This window comes from Enterobacter sp. FW301-JW81 (genome assembly GCF_058788735.1).
In genome coordinates, this window is sequence record NZ_JBYTBA010000002.1 from 691,491 (window position 1) to 709,814 (window position 18,324).

Annotated in this window: 16 protein-coding genes; 12 read left to right on the top strand and 4 right to left on the bottom strand. The window is 53.8% G+C overall.

The genetic code is table 11. The annotated features are described in order from the left end of the window. Positions 1 to 22: 22 nt before the first annotated feature. On the bottom strand, positions 23 to 1,366 hold the full coding sequence (locus tag AC3WOK_RS10225) for an anaerobic C4-dicarboxylate transporter (RefSeq protein WP_059312430.1): 1,344 nt from the start codon (positions 1,364 to 1,366) through the stop codon (positions 23 to 25). A 590-nt stretch (positions 1,367 to 1,956) separates the two neighbouring features. Beyond that, positions 1,957 to 2,460 (bottom strand): non-heme ferritin-like protein, encoded by a 504-nt coding sequence (locus AC3WOK_RS10230; RefSeq protein ID WP_492354467.1) that lies wholly within the window; start codon positions 2,458 to 2,460, stop codon positions 1,957 to 1,959. A 789-nt stretch (positions 2,461 to 3,249) separates the two neighbouring features. Here AC3WOK_RS10230 and araF point away from each other — a divergent pair. The 5 genes from araF (at position 3,250) to otsA (ending at position 9,206) form a co-directional block, all read left to right on the top strand. Then, a complete protein-coding gene (araF, locus tag AC3WOK_RS10235) occupies positions 3,250 to 4,239 on the top strand; it encodes an arabinose ABC transporter substrate-binding protein AraF (RefSeq protein ID WP_008500409.1) in 990 nt (329 codons plus the stop codon). A gap of 71 nt (positions 4,240 to 4,310) precedes the next feature. After that, positions 4,311 to 5,825: an L-arabinose ABC transporter ATP-binding protein AraG gene (gene araG / locus AC3WOK_RS10240; protein ID WP_492354468.1), complete on the top strand. Its 1,515-nt coding sequence runs from the start codon at positions 4,311 to 4,313 to the stop codon at positions 5,823 to 5,825. Between the two features lie 14 nt (positions 5,826 to 5,839). Continuing rightward, on the top strand, positions 5,840 to 6,826 hold the full coding sequence (gene araH, locus AC3WOK_RS10245; RefSeq protein ID WP_023336141.1) for an L-arabinose ABC transporter permease AraH: 987 nt from the start codon (positions 5,840 to 5,842) through the stop codon (positions 6,824 to 6,826). 177 nt (positions 6,827 to 7,003) lie between these two features. Then, the gene (otsB, locus tag AC3WOK_RS10250) at positions 7,004 to 7,807 is read left to right on the top strand and encodes a trehalose-phosphatase (protein WP_447855885.1); all 804 of its coding nucleotides are present in this window, start codon (positions 7,004 to 7,006) and stop codon (positions 7,805 to 7,807) included. Next, complete coding sequence (gene otsA / locus AC3WOK_RS10255; RefSeq protein WP_492354469.1) at positions 7,782 to 9,206, top strand: alpha,alpha-trehalose-phosphate synthase; 1,425 nt, start codon at positions 7,782 to 7,784, stop codon at positions 9,204 to 9,206. The genes otsB and otsA overlap by 26 nt, the downstream gene beginning before the upstream one ends. 15 nt (positions 9,207 to 9,221) lie before the next feature. Here the strand turns inward: otsA and uspC are convergent, their stop codons facing one another. After that, entirely contained in the window at positions 9,222 to 9,650 is a 429-nt protein-coding gene (gene uspC / locus AC3WOK_RS10260) for a universal stress protein UspC (protein ID WP_059312723.1), read from the bottom strand. Between the two features lie 794 nt (positions 9,651 to 10,444). Between uspC and flhD the strand changes: the two genes are divergently transcribed. The 6 genes from flhD (at position 10,445) to cheW (ending at position 15,877) form a co-directional block, all read left to right on the top strand. Further along, positions 10,445 to 10,795: a flagellar transcriptional regulator FlhD gene (flhD, locus tag AC3WOK_RS10265; protein ID WP_023336137.1), complete on the top strand. Its 351-nt coding sequence runs from the start codon at positions 10,445 to 10,447 to the stop codon at positions 10,793 to 10,795. A 2-nt stretch (positions 10,796 to 10,797) separates the two neighbouring features. Further along, positions 10,798 to 11,376 (top strand): flagellar transcriptional regulator FlhC, encoded by a 579-nt coding sequence (flhC, locus tag AC3WOK_RS10270; protein ID WP_013096051.1) that lies wholly within the window; start codon positions 10,798 to 10,800, stop codon positions 11,374 to 11,376. A gap of 123 nt (positions 11,377 to 11,499) precedes the next feature. After that, the gene (gene motA, locus AC3WOK_RS10275; RefSeq protein WP_008500417.1) at positions 11,500 to 12,387 is read left to right on the top strand and encodes a flagellar motor stator protein MotA; all 888 of its coding nucleotides are present in this window, start codon (positions 11,500 to 11,502) and stop codon (positions 12,385 to 12,387) included. Continuing rightward, a complete protein-coding gene (gene motB, locus AC3WOK_RS10280) occupies positions 12,384 to 13,313 on the top strand; it encodes a flagellar motor protein MotB (RefSeq protein WP_047345957.1) in 930 nt (309 codons plus the stop codon). Before motA ends, motB begins: the two co-directional genes overlap by 4 nt. 4 nt (positions 13,314 to 13,317) lie before the next feature. Continuing rightward, a complete protein-coding gene (gene cheA, locus AC3WOK_RS10285) occupies positions 13,318 to 15,354 on the top strand; it encodes a chemotaxis protein CheA (RefSeq protein WP_059312724.1) in 2,037 nt (678 codons plus the stop codon). Between the two features lie 19 nt (positions 15,355 to 15,373). Further along, positions 15,374 to 15,877, top strand: a complete 504-nt coding sequence (cheW, locus tag AC3WOK_RS10290) for a chemotaxis protein CheW (RefSeq protein ID WP_008500420.1) — start codon at positions 15,374 to 15,376, stop codon at positions 15,875 to 15,877. A gap of 179 nt (positions 15,878 to 16,056) precedes the next feature. Here the strand turns inward: cheW and AC3WOK_RS10295 are convergent, their stop codons facing one another. Beyond that, a complete protein-coding gene (locus tag AC3WOK_RS10295; RefSeq protein ID WP_063957579.1) occupies positions 16,057 to 17,316 on the bottom strand; it encodes a dicarboxylate/amino acid:cation symporter in 1,260 nt (419 codons plus the stop codon). A 430-nt stretch (positions 17,317 to 17,746) separates the two neighbouring features. On the opposite strand from AC3WOK_RS10295, the gene AC3WOK_RS10300 reads away from it, so the two are divergent. Then, positions 17,747 to 18,319 (top strand): Csu type fimbrial protein, encoded by a 573-nt coding sequence (locus tag AC3WOK_RS10300; RefSeq protein ID WP_047345954.1) that lies wholly within the window; start codon positions 17,747 to 17,749, stop codon positions 18,317 to 18,319. Positions 18,320 to 18,324 lie beyond the last annotated feature (5 nt).

Genomic DNA, 18,324 nt, shown 5'->3' on the forward strand with positions numbered 1-18,324 from the left:
CACGTGTCGCCCGTTGATGCCGCTAAAAGAACGTCTGGACCAGCAGGTAGCTCGCCGCGCACGCGCAGCTTACCCCAATCAGCCCCGGCAAAATAAAGCTGTGGTTGATGATAAATTTGCCGATGCGGGTGGTGCCTGAACGGTCAAAGCCGATGCAGGCCAAATCGCTCGGATAGGTCGGCAGGACAAAATAGCCGTATGAGGCCGGGAAAAAGGCGATCAGCATTTTCGGATCGATACCCAGCATAAGGCCCATCGGCGCAACGGCCGTCAGCGCAGCCGCCTGGCTGTTCACCAGTTTAGACACCAGAAACAGGACAATCGCATACGTCCACGGGTGGCTTTTCACCACGCCTTCCAGCGCCAGCTTTAGCTCGTCGAGATGCGCCTGGAAAAAGGTATCGCTCATCCACGCCACGCCGAACACCGAGAAGATCGCGACCATTCCAGCCTTGAATACCGCGCCGTTAGAAATCGCGGACGCATTGACCCTGCAGGCCATCAGCATCACGGCGCCCGCAATCAGCATCATCATCTGGATGACAAGGTTCATCGACAGCGCCGTCATTTTGCCTTTCAGTTCAAAGGCGGGGCGCAGTTCAGGAAATGCCCCCAGCAGAACGACCACGGCAATACCGGCAAAGAAAATCCACGTGGACCAGTAGGCCTGTTTTGGGAAGCGTTGATCCATTAACGTCTCCGTTCCGCCATAGATAAACTCGCGCTGCTTTGGATCTTTCAGCTTTTCCTGAAACTCTGTGTCGTCAGCCAGGTCTTTTCCGCGGCGCAAGCTCCACAGGGCCGCAATGGCCACGCCGAACAGTGAAGCGGGAACCGACACGGCGAGTATTTCAAGTATCCCCCACGCGTGACCGATCCCATGCTGGGCCGCCAGGATGGAGACCAGCGACACGACGGCAACGGAAACGGGGGAGGCCGTAATCGCCATCTGCGATGCCACCGATGCCACGGCCATTGGGCGCTCCGGGCGGATCCCTTTTTTCAGCGCGATATCTGCAATGATGGGGAACATGGTGTACACCACGTGCCCTGTCCCGCACAGGAAGGTCAGCATCCAGGTGGTGAACGGGGCGAGCAGGGTGATGTGCTGCGGGTGTTTGCGCAGCAGACGTTCGGCAAACTGCATCATGACGTTGAGGCCGCCCGCCGTTTGCAGGGTAGCCGCGCAGCCAATCACCGCGAGAATAGTCAGCATAACGTCGACCGGCGGCTTGCCTGGCTGCAGGCCAAAGACAAAACATAAAATAAAAAGACCAATACCGCTTATTAACCCAAGCCCCATCCCGCCGAAACGTGTACCCGTCAGCAGGCAGAGGAGAATGACAACAAACTCAATGGTGATCATGATGCTCCCTCGTCAATGATTATGTAATTAAATAAATCATTACACGTTGTAGGGTTAATCATTGGGAGCAAGATCTGATTTGTTAAATTTCAGCAAAAGCAGGAGGTTGGAGATAGGGAAGGGAGTCCAGCCTCCGGTGGGTTGAGGGATCCCCATAAAATAATGCCTGCTCCGACGGCCCCCTCTCCCTTGAGGGAGAGGGCTGGGGTGAGGGGGAACATACGGCTCTGGTGGTCATTCCGTTCACTTTATGTTCCTTGCTACTCTGTAACGGCATGACCTGTGAACGTGCCAGGGTGGCTCAATCGCCACCGCCCTGGCGACCCGGGCTCCCGGCGGTAAATCGCCGCTTCGCGGTGCCCTCAGCTTATTCCTTCAGGCTATCGGGTCGGGCATGAGCCTGCATCCCTGCAGGCCACGCCCTCTCGGCGCATCCCTGCGCCTCGCCCCGGCCTTACGGAAACGCTTCGGCGATTTACAGCCGGACCAGGACATCGCTGTAAGTTATTCACTTGCCTGATACAAAATTCATCGCTTCAGGTTAATAAATTCCTGGGAAACCCTCAGCCCCGTTGGAGCAGATTAAAAACTCAGTGGTGCTGTACCGCCACAATGTCGAGCAGATGACGGTCGGTTTGCTCAGGGCATAAACCCGCCTGCTGCGCATGATGAATCTCATCCGCCAGCGTCTTCAGCAGTATGCCGTCCTGCTGCTGCTCTTTGTCCATATCACGTAAGAACGTGAGGGTGGTCATGTCCTGCTGCGCTCTGGCTTCATCGGCCAGTTTGCTGAGCGTGCTGCAGCGTTGTTCATACTCTTCAAGCGTTTTCTGGAACAGCTCTTCCAGAGAGGAGTAGCTTTCATTAATTCCATCAAGGGCTTTAACGACAGGATTTGCTCCTGAGGCCTTAAGGAAGTTAAAGACGCGCATCATGTGAGTGACGTTACTTTGCGCCTGAGAGCGAAAGAATGTGGCAGAGCCCGTAAGGCTATTCTCGGCGCACCATGCGCTTAAGTGAAGGTGCAGATTCGAGGCGTAGAACTCAAGGTTCATCTGCGCGTTAAGTTTTTGCATCATCGTTTGGGTAGCCATACTCATATCCTTATTGACTGTGGGACGTGATGTCCGTTGCTTAACCTGAGCACCAGGCAAATGCGAAGAAAAAGGCAGAAATACAATTCCTGCAGTGACCTAAGTCGACCGAAATACACTTCCTGTGTTCGATATAAATAAGCATACCCTTGTCTGTGGTCTAAGAAAACTCTTAATTAGGCTGTGTTTACCATACATTACAAAGTTTAATATAGTACAGAAATGCAATTAGTTCGCCATGAATTAAGTATTTCTTAATTCTTTGATAACTAATGTTTTTCATTGGGTGTGTACATTGTTACTCTTTCGGAATTATTTAGGTGGAATAATCCTCGGCGAAAAAGAGAAATACGCATTTATTAATTTGAATATATGATGTTTTAGTAAATTTGCGCTAAATCAATTTCTGCGAAATAACGGTTTTTCAGGTTCGTTATGCTTTCGTGATGAAACACCTGCTCAATGCTTTTTAGGAATGGGTGCCATTTTGCCCGCCGCAGGGCATCAGGGATTTCTTAGCTAATCTTATGGATAATTCTGCTTAACCTCTTTTTATTTGTCAGACAAATCCTGCCTTTTTTATGTCATTTTTCGCTGAATTTATGTACGCAATTACTGTAATTCTGCGGTGTGATGGGGCTCTCTTATGGATGATTAATTTCCCGCTAAAACTATCACCAGCAATAACGCTTATGACGAGGTAAGCGCTAATGCCTTGTTTTAAGTCCGATTAAATTAGAAGCACGCAAATATTCCCTACAGAAAAGAATGCTAAAGCTGGAGTTTACCATGCACAAATTTACTAAAGCGCTGGCGGCCATCGGTCTGGCTGCCGTTATGTCACAATCCGCTATCGCTGAGAATTTAAAACTCGGTTTTTTGGTAAAACAGCCCGAAGAACCCTGGTTCCAGACCGAGTGGAAATTCGCTGATAAAGCCGGGAAAGATTTAGGTTTTGAAGTGATTAAAATCGCCGTGCCTGACGGTGAGAAAACCCTGAACGCTATCGACAGCCTGGCGGCCAGCGGTGCGAAAGGTTTCGTTATCTGTACTCCGGATCCAAAGCTCGGTTCGGCCATCGCGGCGAAAGCCCGCGGTTACGACATGAAAGTCATTGCCGTTGACGATCAGTTCGTCAACGCCAAAGGCAAGCCAATGGACAGCGTTCCGCTGGTGATGATGGCGGCGACCAAAATCGGCGAACGCCAGGGCCAGGAACTCTATAAAGAGATGCAAAAGCGCGGCTGGGATGTCAAAGAAACTGCGGTTATGGCCATCACCGCGGATGAGCTGGACACCGCACGCCGTCGTACTACCGGTTCAATGGACGCGCTGAAAGCGGCCGGCTTCCCGGAAAAACAGATCTACAAAGTCCCAACCAAGTCTAACGATATCCCGGGCGCTTTTGACGCCGCAAACTCCATGCTGGTTCAGCATCCGGAGGTGAAACACTGGCTGGTGGTCGGCATGAACGACAACACCGTGCTGGGCGGAGTACGCGCGACGGAAGGCCAGGGCTTCAAAGCGCCTGACGTCATCGGGATCGGCATCAACGGCGTTGACGCCGTCAGCGAGCTGTCCAAAGCGCAGGCCACTGGCTTCTACGGCTCTCTGCTGCCAAGCCCGGACGTTCACGGCTACAAATCCAGCGAGATGCTTTACAACTGGGTGACCAAAGGGGCGGAACCGCCGAAATTTACCGAAGTGACCGACGTGGTGCTGATCACCCGCGACAACTTCAAAGAGGAGCTGGCGAAAAAAGGACTGGGCGGTAAGTAATACGCTGTGATTGTGCCCCTCACGCATCGTGAGGGGCCAGACGTACACACTACAGGAATCACGGAGACGTTATGCGACAGTCTGATCCGTATCTCTCATTTCGCGGCATCGGGAAAACCTTCCCCGGTGTTAACGCGCTGACCGATATCAGCTTCGACTGCTATGCCGGCCAGGTTCACGCCCTGATGGGGGAAAACGGTGCGGGAAAATCCACGCTGTTAAAAATCCTCAGCGGCAACTACGCGCCCACGACCGGCACGCTCGCTATTCGCGGCGAAGAGATGGCCTTTGCCGATACCACGGCGGCGCTCAATGCCGGGGTAGCCATTATCTATCAGGAGCTGCACCTCATCCCTGAGATGACCGTGGCGGAAAACATCTATTTAGGGCAGCTTCCGCATAAAGGCGGCGTGGTGAATCGTTCGCTACTTAATTATGAAGCGGGGCTGCAGCTAAAACACCTGGGTCTGGACGTCGATCCCCAGGCGCCGCTGAAATATCTCTCCATCGGCCAGTGGCAGATGGTTGAAATTGCCAAGGCGCTGGCGCGTAACGCCAGAGTGATTGCCTTCGATGAGCCCACCAGTTCGCTCTCCGCGCGTGAAATCGACAATTTGTTCCGCGTGATCCGCGAGCTGCGTCAGGAAGGCCGTACGATTTTGTATGTATCACACCGTATGGAAGAGATATTTGCCCTGAGCGACGCCATCACCGTGTTTAAAGATGGCCGCTATGTGCGCACCTTTACCGACATGGCGCAGGTTAACCACGACCAGCTTGTTCAGGCGATGGTCGGGCGCGAGCTCGGTGATATTTATCACTGGCAGCCGCGGGCGTACGGGCCAGAACGCCTGCGTCTGGACAGCGTCAAAGCGCCGGGCGTACGTACGCCTGTGTCGTTATCCGTGCGCAGCGGCGAAATTGTCGGACTGTTTGGCCTGGTGGGCGCGGGACGCAGCGAATTAATGAAAGGCCTGTTCGGCGGTACCCGCATTACCGAGGGGCAGGTCTCCATTGACGGCGAGCGGGTAGATATCCAGAAACCGGCCCACGCGATCAGGGCGGGGATGATGCTCTGCCCGGAAGACCGGAAAGCCGAGGGGATTATTCCGGTGCACTCGGTGCGCGACAACATCAATATTTCCGCCCGCCGCAAGTTTATTCATGTAGGCTGCCTGATAAACGATAGCTGGGAGTCGAGCAACGCCGACCACCATATTCGTTCCCTGAATATCAAAACGCCGGGACCGGAACAGCTGATCATGAATCTTTCCGGCGGCAACCAGCAGAAGGCCATTTTGGGCCGCTGGCTGTCAGAGGATATGAAGGTCATTTTGCTGGACGAGCCGACGCGCGGTATTGATGTGGGGGCAAAACACGAGATTTATAACGTGATCTACGAGCTGGCAAAACGCGGCGTGGCGGTGCTCTTCGCCTCCAGCGATCTGCCGGAGGTGCTTGGCGTGGCCGACCGCATTGTGGTGATGCGTGAAGGTGAAATTGCCGGTGAATTGCTTCATGAACAGGCGAATGAACAACAGGCGTTGAATCTCGCCATGCCTAAAGTCAGCCAGGCTGTCGCCTGAGTAAGGAGTTAATGATGTCCTCTGTTACTACATCCGGAGTGCCGAAGTCGAAGTCGGCGTTGAGTTTTGGGCGTATCTGGGATCAGTACGGCATGCTGGTGGTCTTTGCCGCACTCTTCCTCGCCTGTGCGATCTTTGTCCCGAATTTTGCCACCTTCATTAATATGAAGGGGCTGGGGTTGGCCATTTCCATGTCCGGGATGGTGGCCTGCGGAATGCTGTTCTGCCTGGCCTCCGGCGATTTTGACCTGTCGGTGGCGTCGGTGATTGCCTGCGCGGGCGTCACGACGGCAGTGGTGATCAATATGACCGAGAGCCTGTGGATTGGCGTCCTGGCCGGTCTGTTACTCGGCGTCATCAGCGGTCTGGTGAACGGTTTTGTTATCGCCCGCCTGAAGATTAACGCCCTGATCACCACGCTTGCGACGATGCAAATCGTCCGCGGTCTGGCCTATATCATCTCCGACGGTAAAGCGGTGGGGATTGAAGACGAGCGCTTCTTTACCCTGGGTTACGCCAACTGGCTGGGCCTGCCTGCGCCTATCTGGCTGACCGTGGCCTGCCTGATCCTGTTCGGTTTCCTGCTGAACCGGACCACCTTTGGCCGTAACACGCTGGCGATTGGCGGTAATGAAGAGGCCGCTCGTCTGGCCGGCGTGCCGGTCGTGCGAACCAAGATTATTATCTTTGTGCTCTCAGGGCTGGTTTCTGCCGCCGCGGGGATTATTCTGGCTTCGCGTATGACCAGCGGCCAGCCAATGACCTCCATCGGTTATGAGCTGATTGTCATTTCGGCCTGCGTTTTAGGGGGTGTTTCCCTCAAGGGCGGCATCGGAAAAATCTCATATGTGGTGGCCGGTATCCTGATTTTAGGGACGGTAGAGAACGCCATGAACCTGCTGAATATTTCGCCGTTCTCTCAGTACGTGGTTCGCGGCCTGATCCTGCTCGCAGCCGTGATTTTCGACCGTTACAAGCAAAAAGCGAAGCGTACGGTTTAACTTTAATCCCTCTCTTTTATTGCTCAACTAATAACCTTAGTTGACCCCTTAACCGCCCCGCCAGTAAAACTGGCGGGGCGGTTGTCAAATGGCGAGCGACGTCACACTGTCTATACTTACATGGCTATGAAAGAGGTAAAGGCGTTTACCTCTCAGTAAACCGTAAGGAGGAATAGGGTGGCTGACTTGTTAACCGCACCGCCTGTACTGCCCGGACACTATGCTTTCTTTTTTGATCTCGACGGCACGCTCGCCGGGATAAAACCGCACCCCGATCAGGTGTCTATTCCGGATGCGGTGTTACAGGATTTGCATCAGCTCTCGCTTATGAATGAGGGAGCACTGGCATTGATATCAGGGCGCTCAATGGCCGAGCTGGACATGCTCGCCAGTCCTTACCACTTTCCGCTGGCCGGTGTACACGGAGCGGAGCGCCGCGACATCCATGATCACACGCATATCGTTTCACTCCCCGACGCACTCACGCAAATGCTGCAGAAGCAGCTCTCTGCTGCGCTGGCCGAACTGCCGGGCACCGAGCTGGAAGCCAAAGGCATGGCCTTTGCGCTGCACTATCGTCAGGCACCACAGCATGAAGAGGCCGTGCTTGCGCTGGCTCAGGCGGTTGCGGATACACACCCACAGCTGGCCTTGCAGCCCGGCAAATGCGTGGTGGAGTTAAAGCCGAAAGGGATTAATAAAGGCGCGGCCATTGCCGCGTTTATGGCGACACCGCCTTTCAAAGGGCGGACGCCCGTTTTCATTGGGGATGACCTGACCGACGAGGCCGGGTTTCGCGTGGTGAATCAGGCCGGAGGGATCGCCGTCAAGGTGGGGCCTGGTGACACCGTAGCCGAATGGCGGCTGGCGGATGTCGCCAGCGTCTGGCAATGGATATCTGACATCGCTAACCAGCAACAACAACAAATAGCGCAAAGCAAAGGGGGAAACCATTATGGGTCGCTTAGTCGTCGTCTCTAACCGAATCGCACCGCCGGATGATAAAAAAGCCAGCGCGGGTGGCCTGGCGGTAGGGGTGTTAGGTGCCTTAAAAGCCGCTGGCGGGCTGTGGTTTGGCTGGAGTGGGGAAATCAGTGAGGAAGAGAAACCGCTCAAAAAAGTGACGCGCGGAAATATTACGTGGGCTTCATTTGCATTGAAAGAGAAAGACTATGACGAGTACTACTCGCAGTTCTCCAATGCCGTCCTGTGGCCCGCATTCCACTATCGTCTTGACCTGGTCAAATTCCAGCGGGAATCGTTCGAAGGCTATTCGCGCGTGAACGCGCTGCTGGCGGATAAACTGCTGCCTTTAATCGAAGAAGACGATATTTTATGGATCCACGATTACCACCTGCTGCCGTTTGCCAGAGAGCTGCGCAAAAGGGGGGTAAATAACCGGATTGGATTCTTCCTGCACATCCCGTTCCCGACGCCGGAAATCTTTACCGCATTGCCGCCGCACGAAGAGCTGCTGGAGGCACTGTGTGATTACGATTTGCTGGGCTTCCAGACCGAGAATGACCGCCTCGCGTTCCTTGACTCCGTGTCTGGTAAAACGCGTCTGGTCACCAAAGGCGGGAAAACCCATACGGCGTTGGGGAAAACCTTCCACACTGAAGTGTATCCGATAGGCATTGAACCCGACGAAATCGCCGAGCAGGCCTCCGGCCCGCTGCCGCCTAAGCTGGCGCAGCTTAAGAATGAACTCAAGCACGTGAAAAATATCTTCTCGGTAGAGCGTCTTGATTATTCTAAAGGGCTGCCGGAACGCTTCCTGGCGTATGAGACGCTGCTGGATAAATACCCGCAGCACCACGGCAAGATTCGCTATACCCAGATAGCGCCAACGTCGCGCGGTGAGGTTCAGGCCTATCAGGATATTCGCCATCAGCTGGAGACCGAAGCAGGGCGCATCAATGGCCGCTACGGCCAGCTGGGCTGGACGCCGCTCTTTTACCTGAACCAGCACTTTGACCGTAAGATCCTGATGAAGGTCTTCCGCTATGCGGACGTTGGCCTGGTTACGCCGCTGCGTGACGGGATGAACCTGGTCGCGAAAGAGTATGTGGCGGCCCAGGACCCTGCCGATCCGGGCGTTCTGGTGCTTTCCCAGTTTGCCGGTGCCGCGAATGAACTCACGTCGGCGCTTATCGTTAACCCTTACGATCGGGATGACGTGGCTAACGCGCTGAATCGTGCCCTGACAATGCCGCTCACGGAGCGTATTTCCCGTCATGCTGAAATGATGGAAACGATCCGCGAGAACGATATTAATCGCTGGCAGGCGCGCTTTATTGAGGATCTTCGGGATATCGCCCCGCAAAGCCACGAAGGCGATCTGCAAAAAAAGATCGCGACCTTTCCTAAACTAGCCTGATATTACCCTGGGGGGTTAACGCCCCCCAAGCGGCACTAACAGCACATCAACCTGGCTTGACGCGACAATAGATTTTGCCGCGCAGGCCGCGCGCGATAAAAAGCTGTGGTTATGATTCCCACATATCACTAAATCAATATGGTGCTTACGACACATATCGAGAATATGGGCGTTGAGTTCTCCCGTCGCAATAACGGTTTCCGAAACCGGATATTGCGCCTTTTCAGCTAACTCTCGCAGAAATTGCTGTGTTTCCTCCTGAAGAACCTCACGAATATCCTCTAGCATCGGGGCAGCCAGCTGATTATACATCTCTGGCTCGGCCGCGAGAGTGATGAGGCTGATGCGGGCATTGTGGGGCCTGGCAATGGAAACGGCCCGGGCAACGAGTTGATGGCTTTCGGGGGAAACTGCAACAGAAACAAGGATATGGGAGTAACTCATGGCGCACTCCTTAGGTGTCTGACAGACAGCGTTTGATCACCATTACCGCGATTTGCCCGGTTCTGCAAGAGCGGATTACGACATTAGTGTGAAGCTTATCATAATTATTCATTAATTATTCTTATAAGAAGAATAACTGAAAAATGCGCCTAAATGAAAAAAATTAACAACTTAACGTAAATCACACAAATTCCCGCTTTCACCATTAAATGGTTTTGACACGTAACAAAATCATTTCGAATGATTACTAACTGAAACATCTTTTTTGTGCTACCTGCATAACTATATGTTTTTTCACGGTAAGAAAAATGTTCCCAGGAGAGGTACTTGATGTGAATGTTTCCGCGCATCGCTTAAGGCGGCAAAAGCACGTTACGTGCCAGTTCGGATCGCCTTTTCGCATGAGTATTCGTCAACTAAGAATACAAAACAGTGCTGATTGGTTAAATAGTAAACAAATTACAAGTCATACTGATGGATTTATGGATGATATTCACTTAAATTGTGTGACGTGGATCACATTTTTTTTAAATTTGAGGATGGCTGGATTGTATGTGGCAAAACTGACGAGTAGAGTTTGCGTCGAATTAGGAAAAATCTTAGTTATTTGTAAGAAATGATAAATCATGTAAGAGACGCGCTCGCGTTTCATCTTTACGTGTTTCAGTGAATACAAACCTAAATTCAACTATGCATTTAGCCTTTTCTTTTTTATACCGGGTGATTTCCCGGCGACATCACGGGGTGCGGTCTTTCCGCATAAAAATAATAGTTGGTTATTCGGGATGGGAACAATGCATACATCCGAGTTGCTAAAACATATCTATGACATCAATTTGTCGTATTTACTGCTCGCGCAGCGTTTAATTAGTCAGGACAAGGCGTCCGCGATGTTTCGTCTGGGTATTAACGAAGAAATGGCAACCATGCTGGGTGGTTTAACCCTCCCGCAGATGGTTAAACTGGCTGAAACGAATCAACTGGTTTGCCAGTTCCGTTTCGACGATTCGCAGACAATAACGCGTCTGACGCAGGACTCCCGTGTTGACGATCTTCAACAGATCCATACCGGAATTCTTCTCTCCACCCGCTTGCTTAACGAAATCAGCCAGCCTGATGACGCAGCCCGTAAGAAAAGGGCCTAGCAATGAGCGAGAAAAGCATTGTTCAGGAAGCGCGTGACATACAGCTGGCCATGGAGCTGATTACGCTGGGTGCTCGTTTACAAATGCTGGAAAGCGAGACTCAGTTGAGCCGTGGCCGTCTCATCAAACTGTATAAAGAGTTACGTGGTAGTCCCCCGCCGAAAGGCATGCTGCCGTTTTCTACCGACTGGTTTATGACGTGGGAGCAGAATATTCACGCTTCCATGTTCTGTAATGCCTGGCAGTATCTTCTCAAAACCGGTTTGTGTAGCGGCGTTGACGCCGTGATCAAAGCGTACAAACTTTACCTTGAACAATGCCCACAGCAGGAAGAAGGTCCTCTGCTGGCGCTGACCCGCGCATGGACGCTGGTGCGTTTTGTTGAGAGCGGAATGCTTGAACTGTCGCGCTGCAACTGTTGCGATGGCAATTTCATCACCCATGCTCACCAGCCTGCAGGCAGCTTCGCCTGTAGTTTATGTCAGCCTCCATCCCGCGCAGTAAAAAGACGTAAACTTTCCCGGGATGCTGCCGATATTATTCCACAACTGCTGGATGAACAGATCGAACAAGCTGTTTAACCCGAACGTGTGGGCAAGATTCCAGCAGCGGTAAGCAATTACCGCTGCTTTTTTTTACCCCACAAACGGTAAACGCTGCGAGCTGGACGTCCTTGCCATAGTCACTAGCGGAAGGATGATGTCGTGCTTATCTTATTAGGTTACCTGGTAGTTCTCGGTACAGTTTTCGGCGGTTACATGATGACCGGCGGGCACCTTGGAGCACTCTATCAACCGGCTGAACTTATTATCATCGGCGGTGCAGGGGTAGGGGCTTTTATCGTTGGCAACAACGGTAAATCGATCAAGGGGACGCTGAAAGCTATTCCACTGCTGTTCCGTCGTTCGAAATACACCAAAAGCATGTATATGGATCTGCTGGCACTGCTCTATCGCCTGATGGCGAAGTCGCGTCAGCAGGGGATGTTCTCTCTTGAACGGGATATTGAAAACCCTAAAGAGAGCGAAATTTTTGCCAGCTATCCGCGCATTCTTGCCGATGCCATGATGCTGGACTTCATCGTCGATTATCTGCGACTGATCATCAGCGGCAACATGAATACCTTCGAAATCGAAGCGCTGATGGACGAAGAGATCGAAACCCACGAAAGCGAATCCGAAGTGCCAGCCAACAGCCTGGCGCTGGTGGGCGATTCCCTCCCGGCATTCGGTATCGTTGCTGCGGTCATGGGGGTGGTTCACGCCCTGGCTTCGGCAGACCGTCCGGCAGCCGAGCTGGGTGCGCTGATTGCCCATGCGATGGTGGGCACCTTCCTCGGTATTTTGCTGGCGTACGGCTTCATCTCTCCGCTGGCAAGCGTGCTGCGCCAGAAGAGCGCGGAAACCACCAAAATGATGCAGTGCGTGAAGATCACGCTGCTCTCTAACCTCAACGGTTACGCGCCACCGATTGCTGTTGAGTTTGGCCGTAAAACGCTTTACTCCAGCGAGCGTCCGTCGTTTATCGAACTTGAAGAACACGTGCGCGCGGTAAAAAACCCAAACCAACAGACGACAACTGAGGACGCATGAAAAACCAGTCCCATCCGATCGTCATCGTAAAAAAACGCAAGCACAAGGGCGGTGGGCATGGCGCTCACGGCTCGTGGAAAATTGCCTACGCCGACTTTATGACCGCAATGATGGCGTTCTTTCTGGTGATGTGGCTGATCTCCATCTCCAGCCCAAAAGAGCTGATCCAGATTGCCGAATATTTCCGAACGCCGCTGGCGACGGCGGTGTCCGGTGGGCCGCGTATCTCTAACAGCGACAGCCCGATCCCCGGTGGGGGCGATGATTACACCCAGCAGAAGGGTGAGGTGAAAAAAGAGCCGAACATCGACGAGCTGAAAAGAAAGATGGAACAGGCGCGCCTGAAGAAACTGCGCGGCGATCTCGATCAGTTGATTGAAGCCGATCCGAAGCTGCGCGCATTGCGCCCGCACCTGAAAATCGATCTGGTGCAGGAAGGGTTACGTATTCAGATTATTGATAGCCAGAACCGCCCGATGTTTAAAACCGGGAGTGCGGAAGTTGAACCGTACATGCGCGATATTCTGCGCGCCATTGCCCCGGTGCTGAACGGCATTCCTAACCGGGTCAGCCTGTCAGGACACACGGATGATTTCCCGTACGCCAGTGGGGAGAAGGGATACAGCAACTGGGAGCTTTCTGCCGATCGTGCCAACGCCTCGCGCCGCGAGCTGGTGGTAGGTGGGCTTGATGATGGCAAGGTACTGCGCGTGGTCGGCATGGCAGCAACCATGCGGGTCTCCGACCGCGGGCCGGATGACGCCATCAACCGTCGTATCAGTCTTTTAGTGCTGAACCAGCAGGCGGAGCAGGCCATCCTGCATGAAAACGCCGAAAGTCAGAATGAGTCACTGGACGATTTAAAACAGCCTGGGGCCGTTCCTTCGGCTGCCGTTCCAACATCGCCACCAGCCAATCCGAGGTGATAGCGTGAGCATGGATATTAGCGATTTTTACCAGACATTCTTTGATGAAGCCGACGAATTGTTGGCCGATATGGAGCAACACTTACTCGATTTGGTGCCCGAAGCACCGGACTCCGAGCAGCTCAATGCCATCTTCCGTGCGGCGCATTCCATTAAGGGCGGGGCCGGAACGTTTGGATTTACAATCCTGCAGGAAACAACCCATTTAATGGAAAACCTGCTTGATGAAGCACGACGCGGTGAGATGCAGCTCAATACCGACATTATCAACCTGTTTTTGGAAACCAAAGATATTATGCAGGAACAGCTCGACGCCTATAAAAGTTCGGCAGAGCCTGACGCCGCCAGCTTTGAATACATCTGCAACGCGCTGCGCCAGCTCGCGCTGGAAGCCAAAGGTGAAGTTGCCGCAGCCGTGGTTCCGGCCGCAAAACTGAGCGTTGTCGATGCGGTTGCCGCGCAGGAGTCAGCCCCTGCCGACGCACCGGCGGGCAAATTGCGCGTTGTGCTGTCACGCCTGAAAGAGAGTGAAGTTAACCTGCTGGAAGACGAGCTGGGTAACCTGGCGACGTTAAGCAACGTGGTCAAAGGCAAAGACAGCCTTGCCGCGACGCTTGATGGCGGTATTGGCCAGGACGATATCGTGGCGGTGCTGTGCTTTGTGATTGAAGCCGACCAGATTGCTTTTGAAACCGAAACCGCCGCGGTTGAAGCCCCGGCGGCTGAGGAAGCGGTGGCGGTCGTCGCTCAGGCTGCGGTACCGGCCGTTGCCCCTGCGGCTCCGGCGTTAAAAGCGGTGCCAAAAGAGGCGGCCGCGCCGGGCCGTGGTGAAAAACCTGCCGCGCGCGCCAGCGAGTCAACCAGCATCCGCGTTGCGGTTGAGAAGGTTGACCAGCTGATTAACCTGGTGGGTGAACTGGTCATCACGCAGTCCATGCTGGCCCAGCGTTCTAACGAACTGGACCCGGTCACCCATGGCGACCTGATTACCAGCATGGGTCAGCTGCAGCGTAATGCCCGCGATCTGCAGGAATCGGTCATGTCCATCCGTATGATGCCGATGGAATATGTCTTCAGCCGCTTCCCGCGCCTGGTTCGCGATCTCGCCAGCAAGCTGAATAAACAGATTGAACTGACCCTGATGGGCAGCTCAACGGAGCTGGATAAGAGCCTGATCGAGCGCATTATCGACCCGTTAACGCACCTGGTGCGTAACAGCCTCGACCACGGTATCGAACTGCCGGAAAACCGCATTGCCGCTGGAAAATCCCCGGTCGGGAATCTGATCCTCTCTGCGGAACACCAGGGCGGGAACATCTGCATCGAAGTGACCGATGACGGCGCGGGCCTTAACCGCGAGCGCATCCTGGCAAAAGCCATTTCGCAGGGGATGGCGGTCAATGAAAACATGACCGACGAAGAAGTGGGCATGCTGATCTTCGCGCCGGGCTTCTCAACCGCAGAGCAGGTGACCGACGTGTCCGGCCGCGGCGTGGGCATGGACGTGGTGAAACGTAACATCCAGGAGATGGGCGGCCACGTTGAGATCAAGTCTAAACAGGGTTCCGGCACTACCATTCGCATCCTGCTGCCGCTGACGCTGGCGATTCTGGACGGCATGTCGGTGAAGGTGGCGGACGAAGTCTTTATCCTGCCGCTGAACGCGGTGATGGAATCCCTGCAGCCGCGTGAGGAAGATCTGCATCCGCTGGCGGGCGGCGAGCGCGTTCTCGAAGTGCGCGGCGAGTACCTGCCGCTGGTGGAGCTGTGGAAAGTGTTCGAGGTGGACGGGGCGAAGACGGAGGCCACGCAGGGTATCGTTGTGATCCTGCAAAGTGCGGGTCGCCGCTACGCGCTGCTGGTCGATCAGCTGATTGGTCAGCACCAGGTTGTTGTGAAGAACCTCGAAAGCAACTACCGCAAAGTGCCGGGTATTTCTGCCGCCACCATTCTGGGTGATGGTAGCGTGGCGCTGATCGTCGACGTGTCGGCGCTTCAGGGATTAAATCGTGAACAACGTGTGGCGTACACAGCCGCCTGATTAAGTAGAAGGTAAAAACATGACCGGTATGAGTAACGTAACGAAACTGGCGGGCGAGCCATCAGGGCAGGAATTCCTGGTATTCACTTTGGGCGATGAGGAGTACGGCATCGATATCCTGAAAGTGCAGGAAATCCGTGGTTATGACCAGGTTACCCGCATCGCCAACACGCCTGCTTTTATTAAAGGCGTCACCAACCTGCGCGGCGTTATTGTCCCTATCGTCGATCTGCGCGTGAAGTTCAGCCAGGGCGACGTTGACTATAACGACAACACCGTGGTGATCGTCCTGAATCTGGGTCAACGCGTGGTGGGTATTGTGGTGGATGGCGTCTCTGACGTGCTTTCTCTGACGTCCGATCAAATCCGTCCTGCACCGGAATTTGCGGTCACGCTGTCGACCGAATATCTGACCGGTCTGGGCGCGCTCGGCGAGCGTATGCTGATTCTGGTGAACATTGAGAAGCTGCTGAACAGCGACGAGATGGCGCTGCTGGATATCGCGGCGAGCCACGTAGCGTAGGTAAATGCAAAACGGCAACCCAGGTTGCCGTTTTTTGTGTTTGCTCCCTCTCCCCGTGGGAGAGGGCTGGGGTGAGGGCATCAGGCCTCACCCTTTTTTACATCATAACGCTTACCCGGCCTACGTGTTCGAGCCATTTGTAGGCCGGGTAAGGCGAAGCCGCCACCCGGCTTTTTTACTTACGCTTCCTGCTTCACCAGCTCAGCTTCCGCTTCACGCGCGCCTTCATTTTGCGACAGCATCGCGGTCGCAATCCCGTTCCCCAGCACGTTAATCGCAGAGCGGCCCATATCCAGGAAGTGGTCGATCCCCATCAGCAGCAGAATGCCGGCTACCGGAATGTTAAAGCTCGGGATCGTTGCGGCCAGCACCACCAGCGAGGAGCGCGGTACGCCCGCAATCCCTTTGGAGGCCAGCATCAGGGTCAGCATCAGAACCGTCACCTCAGAGAAGCTCAGGTGAATATTGTACGCCTGCGCGATAAACATCGAGGCGAAAGAGCAGTACACCATCGACCCCACCAGGTTGAAGGAGTAGCCAATCGGCAGAACGAAAGAGGCAATGTTGCGCGAACAGCCAAAACGCTCCAGCTGCTCCAGCGTTTTTGGATAGGCCGCTTCTGAACTGCTGGTGGTAAACGCCACCAGCACCGGGTCTTTCAGCATGCTGACCAGGCGAAACACCTCTTTTTTCAATACCATGTAACCCACGGCCAGCAGCACCATGCAGGTGAGAACAATGGCAACGTAGTAGCCGCCAATAAAGGAGGCATAGTTCAGCAGAATGCCGAGACCCTGAGTGGCAATCACGGACGAAATCGCCGCGAAAATGGCCAGCGGCGCAACGTACATTACGTAACCCGTCACCTTCAGCATGATATGGGAAACCACGTCCAGCGCGGCTACCAGCGGTGCGTTGAATTTCTGACCCAGCGATGCGCCGCCGATGCCAAAGAACATCGAGAACACCACAATCTGCAGGATCTCATTGTTCGACATCGCCCCTGCGATGCTGGTTGGAATGGTGTGGGACAGGAACGCTTTCAGCGTCATGCCCCCAACGGCCAGACCGGTATCGACCGCCTCGGTTGGGATTGTCAGGTTCAGACCGCTGCCCGGGTGCTCCAGGGTGACGATAAACAGGCCGACCAGAATCGAGAGCACGGAAGAGCTGATAAACCACACCATCGCTTTGCCCCCCACGCGGCCAATGGTGGAGGTTTCGCCCAGCTTCATGATGCCGACGGTGAGCGTGCTGAAGACCAGTGGTGCAATGACCATTTTGATCAGACGAAGGAAAATATCGGTCAGAAGGGTAATATTATCCGACCAGGCTTTGATGGCATCCGCAGATGCATACTCATGAATTGCTGCCCCTGAAAGAATACCCGCCAGCATGAATATCACGATGAAGAGTGTGAGTTTGTTTGCACTTGCCACGAAAAAAGACCCTCTATGCGCTTCGGTTGCCACTCGCATCGATACATATAAATTTTTTATTACGATGCGGGAAATTATTCGGCACATAAATTGACGCAAAGTGTAGGGGGTTACAACTCCTTTTTAATTTTTATTAATTTTGTTGTTTATACGTCGACGATATATTGTGACCGCGATCACACTTCAATGGATATATTCTCTGCGGATACAATAAAATCTCTGGTCGAATGAATTTAACCTACTGTTATCTATATAAAAATTGAGTCAATAAGACATATGCCTTATACGTCATGGGGCAGGTGGTCGAAGCGATATCCGTAAACTAAATTCTCAATAACCCCCTCAGAGGAATGTTAAGCGGGGCTAACATCTTGAACGGCCGAAATAAAATGTGGCAAGGGAACGGCGACGTCTTCTGGAGGGTGGAAAAATGAAAAGAATACTTCTTGTGATCTGCACAGGAACTTTATTGACGGCGACAACAGCCCCGCAGGCGCTGGCCGTCACCAGCAGCGGCACTATCGGCGCGACGCTGACGCTGACCAACGGTTGTCTGATAAACGGATCGCCCACGCAAAACGGCATTAACTTCGGGACGCTTAATTTCGGCACCCATCCCGCCACGTTTTCCACCCTGACCACGCAGTTAACCGGTGCCAGCGGCGGAAACACCTTCACTATTCAATGTACGACCGCCAGCTATACGGTGGCGATTACCGGCAACACCAACTCCACGGCACCCGGTACCGTTGTCGGCACGCCTGGAACGCCAGCACGTTATCTGATCAACACCGCCAATGCGGCACAGGGCGTGGCATACAGCCTTTACAGCGACAGCGGGTTTAACAACGTTGTTGCCAACAATGCCGCGTTGCCTGTCGCGTCTACGGCGGGAGGCGTCGATAGTTACACGCTCTACGGACGTATTACCGGCGGCGGTAACAGCGTAGCGGTCGTACCGGGAACCTACACCGACACGATAAACGTCAGCGTAACCTATTAGTCCGG